The following is a 6,719-nucleotide window of genomic DNA, read 5'->3' on the forward strand; positions in this document are numbered from 1 at the left end:
TGGCCCCCGCGTACGAACGCCCCTGAGCGCCCTCTACGCGCGTGGCCCACACTCCCGGAAGAGCGTGGGCCACGCGCGTAGAGGGCGCTTTTGTGGTCAGGCCGGGCGTACCACGCTGTGGATCGGCATGTAGTAGATCGACTCGACACGTACGTTCGTGCCCGGCTTCGGGGCATGGATCATCTTGCCGTCGCCGATGTAGATCCCTACGTGGCTGATGTCGTCGTAGAAGAAGACCAGGTCACCGGGTTCGGCGTCGGCGGTCTTCACGGTCGTGCCGGCCTTCACCTGGTCCCATGTGGTGCGCGGCAGCGAGATGCCGGCGGCCTTCCAGGCGTCCTGGGTGAGCCCTGAGCAGTCGTACGAGTCGGGTCCCGTGGCGCCCCAGACGTACGGCTTGCCGATCTGGGCCTCGGCGAAGCGGGTCACCTTCGCGGCCTTGGTGGCGTAGCCGCCGTCCGTGCTGCCGGTGCCGGTGCCCGTGCCGGTACCTGTACCGGTGCCTGAGCCGGAGCCCCCGCCCTGGTCCTGCCTTTGGCCCTGGCCCTCGTCCCCTTGCCCCTGCGCTTGCCCCTGCTCTTTCTCCTTCTGCGCCGCCTCTTCCGCCTCGCGCTTGCGCTCCGCCTCCGCGGCCTGCTTGCGGGCCAGCTCCTCGGCCTTGCGCTTCGCCTCCCGCTTCTTCTCCCGCTCGATCACGGCGAGCCGCGCCTTCTCCTCGGCGGTCAGCTCCGACAGCAGCCCGCGCGCCTCGCCCAGCTTCTTCTGTACGGCCCGCTTGCTCGTCCTGAGGTCGTCCCGGGACTCGCTGAGCGTCTTGAGGCTCTTCGCCGCCTTCGTACGCTGCTTCGTCGCCGATGCCTGCTCCGCCTGGTAGTCGTCGACGGCCTTCTTCTGCCGCGAGGTGAGCCGGTCCGCCAGGTGGTGCTGGTCGAAGTAGCCCTGCGGGTCGTCGGCGAGCATCATCGTGGCCGTCTGGGACGCGCCGCCCGTGCGGTACTGGGCGGCGGCGAAGGAGCCGAGCTGCTGGCGCGCCTCGTTCAGCCTGTCCGCGCGCCTGGCCACGTCGTCGAGGAGACGGCCCACCCTCTTGCGCTGCTTCTCGGTCTTCTCCTTGGCCGAGTTGTACCTCTGGGTAGCCACGCCCGCCTGGTGGTAGAGGTCGTCGACCTTCTTGCGCACCTCTTCGAGGCTGGGCTTCGCCGGCGAGGAGGGTGCTGCCTGCGCGCTCTGCGACAAGAGCGCCACGGACGTGAGGGCCGCCGTGGTGATGCCGACGGCCGGGGTGGTGCGTACGCCGGCTGACCGGGCCCGCGGTTTGCGGTGCGACGCCAAGGGAGGCGACTCCTTCCGTAGACCGCCTACCGGGTTAGCTGTCGGGTTCGGGCGGGTGGTCCGGAAGGTTGCCCTACAGTCCCGTACGAAGTACGGGACCGATTCACCCCAAGTTCTCGGCGGGTCCCCGGCTCCGAACATGTCGGACTCGGCGGAGGCCACCCGTTCCCGGCGGGGTTCGCCGGTGGGGGACGAGCGGCCCGCGCAGCACGCTAGCCAACTTGTGTGGCACGTGTGAAGGTTGATGTTCGATATGCCCGATACATTTCCGTGACTTTACGAGGGCCGGGAGGCGGGCCCGCAGTGGCGTGGCGGAGCGTGACCGGCCGCGGGCGGGGCGTAAGTGGAGTCCGGTGACCGGAACCCGGGGCGGGTTGTCAGTGGGGCCGCCTAGACTCGGGAGGCGATGAGCAGCCTCTTTGATGACAGCTTCCTGGCGGACCTGCAGCCTTCCCGGGCCGCGGACGAAGAGCCCCCGCCGCCGCCCGAGGACAGCGCTCCGGAACCGGTTCCGGACGACTTGTTCAGCGGGAAGTTCGACGTGCCCATGGGCCGGGATACGCACTACCGCGACGGAGCCCCGCGCCCGGTCATCGACCCGGCGACGCTCCTGGAGGGGCTGAACGAGAACCAGCGCGCGGCCGTCGTGCACGCGGGCTCCCCGCTGCTCATCGTCGCGGGCGCCGGTTCCGGCAAGACGCGCGTCCTGACCCACCGCATCGCGTACCTCCTCGCCGAGCGCGGTGTGCACCCCGGCCAGATCCTCGCGATCACCTTCACGAACAAGGCCGCGGGCGAGATGAAGGAGCGCGTCGAGCACCTCGTCGGCCCCCGGGCCAACGCGATGTGGGTGTCGACCTTCCACAGCGCCTGCGTCCGCATCCTGCGTCGCGAGTACAAGAAGCTGGGCTTCACGTCCTCCTTCTCGATCTACGACGCCGCGGACTCCAAGCGTCTGATGGCCCTGGTCTGCCGTGATCTCGACCTCGACCCCAAGAAGTTCCCGCCGAAGTCCTTCAGCGCCAAGATCTCGAACCTGAAGAACGAGCTGATCGACGAGGAGGACTTCGCGGTCCAGGCCGCCGACGGCTTCGAGAAGACCCTCGCCCAGGCCTACGCCATGTACCAGTCGCGTCTGCGCGAGGCGAACGCGATGGACTTCGACGACCTGATCATGACGACGGTCCACCTCCTGCGCGCCTTCCCGGACGTCGCCGAGCACTACCGCCGCCGCTTCCGCCACGTCATGGTCGACGAGTACCAGGACACGAACCACGCCCAGTACGCCCTGGTGCGCGAGCTGGTCGGCCCCTCCGGAGGCGAGGGTGACGACCCGGCCGAGCTGTGCGTGGTGGGTGACGCGGACCAGTCGATCTACGCCTTCCGCGGCGCCACCATCCGCAACATCCTCCAGTTCGAGGAGGACTACACCGACGCGACGACGATCCTCCTCGAGCAGAACTACCGCTCCACGCAGACGATCCTCACCGCGGCGAACGCGGTCATCGAGCGGAACGAGAGCCGCCGCCCGAAGAACCTCTGGACCAACCAGGGCGCGGGCGCCCGCATCACCGGTTACGTGGCCGACACCGAGCACGACGAGGCACAGTTCGTCGCCGACGAGATCGACCGGCTCACGGACGCGGGCGACGCGAAGGCCGGCGACGTCGCGATCTTCTACCGCACGAACGCGCAGTCCCGTGTCTTCGAAGAGATCTTCATCCGCGTCGGCCTGCCCTACAAGGTCGTCGGCGGCGTCCGCTTCTACGAGCGCAAGGAGGTCCGCGACGTCCTGGCCTACCTGCGCGTTCTCGCCAACCCCGAGGACGCGGTCCCGCTGCGGCGCATCCTCAACGTCCCCAAGAGGGGCATCGGCGACCGCGCCGAGGCGATGATCGACGCGCTCTCGCAGCGCGAGAAGATCTCCTTCCCGCAGGCGCTGCGCCGCGTCGACGAGGCGTACGGCATGGCGGCCCGCTCGACCAACGCCGTCAAGCGGTTCAACACGCTCATGGAGGAGCTGCGGACCGTCGTCGAGTCCGGCGCGGGCCCGGCCGTCGTCCTGGAGGCCGTACTCGAACGGACCGGGTACCTGGCAGAGTTGCAGGCGTCGACCGACCCGCAGGACGAGACCCGCATCGAGAACCTCCAGGAACTCGCTGCCGTCGCCCTTGAGTTCGAGCAGGAGAACGCCCAGGCGGCGAGCGCCCAGGCGGAAGAGGGCCAAGCGGACGCCGACGAAGGGGCTGCGGCCCCGGCCGGTACGCTCTCCGACTTCCTGGAGCGCGTCGCACTCGTCGCCGACTCCGACCAGATTCCGGATGAGGAGGACGACGGCTCCGGAGTCATCACGCTCATGACGCTGCACACCGCGAAGGGCCTCGAATTCCCCGTCGTCTTTCTGACCGGCATGGAGGACGGTGTCTTCCCGCACATGCGTTCTCTCGGGCAGGTCAAGGAGTTGGAGGAGGAGCGCCGCCTCGCCTACGTGGGCATCACCCGCGCGCGTGAGCGGCTCTATCTGACGCGTTCCTCGATGCGCAGCGCCTGGGGCCAGCCCTCGTACAACCCGCCGTCCCGCTTCCTCGAAGAGATTCCGGATGTGCATCTGGACTGGAAACGGAAGGGCTCCGTCGGCGCCCCCGCGTCGTCCGGTCCCGCCGCGGGCATCGCCTCGTCGCTGTCGTCCTCGCGCTCGCGCACGGGCGGCGCGCAGGGCTTCGCCACGCGCCGCGCGTCGGAGAAGCCGGTGGTCTCGCTGGCGGTCGGGGACCGGGTCACGCACGACCAGTTCGGCCTCGGGACCGTGGTCGGGGTGAAGGGCACGGGTGCGAACGCCGAGGCGACGGTGGACTTCGGCGAGCCCAAGCCGAAGCGGCTCCTGCTTCGGTACGCGCCGGTCGAGAAGTTGTAATGCCGGGGGCGCCGACTGGAGTTACGTCGGGGCGGCGGCCGGGGTTATGTCGGGTCGAGGCCGTGGCTGCGCAGCCACGGCAGCGGGTCGATCGCCGAGCCGCCGCTGGGGCGCACCTCGAAGTGCAGGTGCGGGCCCGTCGAGTTGCCGGAGTTCCCGGAGAAGGCGATCGTCTCGCCCGCCTTCACGGGACCGCTGGAAATCTTGTGCGAGGAGAGGTGGCAGTACCACGTCTCCGTGCCGTCCTTGGCGGTGACGATCGCCATGTTGCCGTAGGCGCTGTTCCACTTCGTGGTCACGGTGCCGTCGGTCGCGGCGAAGACCTCCGTGCCGTACGACACGGGGAAGTCGATGCCGGAGTGCGCCGACATCCAGTTGACGCCGGCCTGGCCGTACTGCGCGCTCAGACCGTGCTGCTTCACCGGCAGCGCGAACTTGGGGCGGAGCCGCTCCTTGCGCGCCGCCTCCGCGGCCGCCTTCTTCTGGGCGGCCACCTTCTCCGCCTTGAGGTCGATGCGCTCCTGCGTGCGGCTCGCGCGGTCCGCGAAGTCGCCCGCGTCCGCGGAGAGGTTGGCCAGCTGGGTGTCGAGCTTGTTGTTGGCGGCGGAGGGCTTCACGGACGTGGTGGTGTCCGGGGCCGAGGCCGTCGTCTCCTTGTCGTCGTCCCCGCCGAAGCTGCCCACGGAGGCGGCGGCCACCCCGGCCACACCCATCACACAGGCGGAGGGCACGGCGACGGTGAGGAGGGCGGAGCGCTTGGCGGGGGTACGGCGCCGCGTTCTGGAGCGGCCCGCGCCCGATCCGCCGCTCTTGCCGCGAGCGGCACGGGGGGCGGGGGCCGGGATTGCCGAGGCGGACTCGGACTCCGCGTCCTCGTACGGGGCCTCGCTGTTGTACGGGCTCTCGCTGTCGTACGGGGCATCGGGGGAGATCTCGTACTGCTCGGTCAGCTCGTACGGCTGCGGAGTCTCATGCGACTGCGGGGCTTCGTGCGGCTCGTGCGATTCGTGTGGCTCGTGCGCCTCGTGTTGCTCGTGGGCCTCGTCGGCGGGGTTCCACGCCGTGGCGTCGTACGCGCCCGTGTCGAAGGACTGTGTGTCCCACTGGCCGGTCGCCGGACCCTGGTCCCAGGAGGCGGTGTCCCACTGGCCCGTGCTGTCGGGGCCGCCCGGTTGCGACGGGATGTCGGCGAGGTGCTGATAGCCGCCGGTCGACCAGCCCGAGGTGGTGTCGTAGCCACCGGTGTCGTAGGTGGCGGCGTGCTGCTGCGCGGCGTAAGCGTCGTAGTCGAGCGTCTGCTGCTGGGTACTCGTGGTCGTCCACTGGCCCGTGTCGTACCCGCTGTCGGCGGCGGTGGCGGTGCCGGCACTGGTGCCGGGCATGTCGCCGAAGAGGGGGTCGGTGGCGAAAGTTCCGGTGTCGAAGCTTCCGGTGCTGATGCTTCCGGTTTCGAAACCGCCGGTGGGGTAGGCGTCATAGCCGTAGCCACTGGGCTGGGCGCTTTGCTGGTCGTACGTCGCGTAGTGCGCGTAGTCGGCGCCGGGTGCCGAGGGCTGGGGAGTCGAGCTCCCCGACGGGTGACGGTCGTTCACCAACTTCTCTTTCGCCTCGGCAGCAGGGGCAGAGCAGTGCGGCGACTGTACCCGGCGGTATACGGGCGCGACAATCTACGGCAGGTTTCATGGTCTCAGGAAACGGGCATTCGGCCGTCTTTCGGCGGTCTGTGGGCACAGCCTTGGCCCTGCGTTCGAGCAACGTTCGATACTGAAGCTCTTTGTTGGGGCCACCTGCGGGCCCTGGTTCGGTGCCCGACTGCGGTCAGGCGACCGTGAGTCCGCCCGGTGCCTCCGTGGCGTCGGCTCCTGGATGGGCCAGGTCGAGCGCCTGGCGTATGCCGTTCGCGACCGCCGGGTGCACGGGCAGCGCGAGATGGCCGATTCCGGTCACACGGATGTTCTGCGCGACCAGGTCGGGGTGGTCGACGCACGCCGTCTCCAGCGGGTCCATGATCTGGTCCAGGTCGCTCCAGAAACTCACGAACTGCGTGCGGCAGTCCGGCGCCGGTTCCTTCAGCTCCTCGATCACCGCGGAGCCCGGGCGCATCTGCCGCACGATCGGGTGCGCGTCCGCGAGCGGCGCGACACGGGTGCCGCCGTGCGGTGTGCCGAGCGTGACCAGCGTGCGTACGCGAACGTCGCCGCCGAGGCGCTGGGCGTAATAGCGGGCGATCAGGCCGCCGAGGCTGTGCCCGACGATGTCCACCCGGCGGTGGCCCGTGCGGTCGCACAGCTCCTCGACACGGCGGCCGAGCAGTTCGGCAGCGGTACGGATGTCACAGGTCAGCGGAGAGTAGTTGAGTGACTCCACGAGGCGTCCGCCGTCCTGGGACAGGGCGCGGCGCAGCAGGACGAAGACCGAGCGGTTGTCGATGAAGCCGTGCAGGAGGAGGACCGGGGGCCTGCCGTCCAGGGGG

General features: G+C 69.6%; 4 protein-coding genes and 1 riboswitch. Of the genes, 1 reads left to right on the top strand and 3 read right to left on the bottom strand.

Annotated elements, in window-relative coordinates; translation table 11 throughout:
- Positions 1-96: 96 nt before the first annotated feature.
- Positions 97-1,332 carry a C40 family peptidase gene (locus GKQ77_RS05585; RefSeq protein ID WP_219687586.1) on the bottom strand — a complete coding sequence of 412 codons (1,236 nt, stop codon included), beginning with the start codon at positions 1,330-1,332 and terminating at the stop codon, positions 97-99.
- A gap of 8 nt (positions 1,333-1,340) precedes the next feature.
- Positions 1,341-1,496: riboswitch (cyclic di-AMP (ydaO/yuaA leader) on the bottom strand.
- Positions 1,497-1,738: 242 nt separating this feature from the next.
- Between GKQ77_RS05585 and pcrA the strand changes: the two genes are divergently transcribed.
- Positions 1,739-4,246, top strand: coding sequence for a DNA helicase PcrA (gene pcrA / locus GKQ77_RS05590; RefSeq protein ID WP_219687587.1), 2,508 nt, complete (start codon positions 1,739-1,741; stop codon positions 4,244-4,246).
- A gap of 44 nt (positions 4,247-4,290) precedes the next feature.
- Here pcrA and GKQ77_RS05595 read toward each other — a convergent pair whose 3' ends face one another.
- Both GKQ77_RS05595 and GKQ77_RS05600 read right to left on the bottom strand, forming a co-directional pair.
- Positions 4,291-5,838, bottom strand: coding sequence for a M23 family metallopeptidase (locus GKQ77_RS05595; protein ID WP_219687588.1), 1,548 nt, complete (start codon positions 5,836-5,838; stop codon positions 4,291-4,293).
- A gap of 226 nt (positions 5,839-6,064) precedes the next feature.
- A partial coding sequence (locus tag GKQ77_RS05600; RefSeq protein WP_219687589.1) for a lipase family alpha/beta hydrolase occupies positions 6,065-6,719 on the bottom strand: 655 nt, incomplete at its 5' end.

Origin of the sequence: Streptomyces anatolicus (assembly GCF_019400875.1) — a bacterium.
Taxonomy (GTDB): Bacteria; Actinomycetota; Actinomycetes; order Streptomycetales; family Streptomycetaceae; genus Streptomyces; species Streptomyces anatolicus.

What these genes read in the sequence shown, in the direction of transcription:
- pcrA (WP_219687587.1), top strand. Translation starts at nt 1,739, where the DNA reads ATGAGCAGCCTCTTTGATGACAGCTTCCTGGCGGACCTGCAGCCTTCC.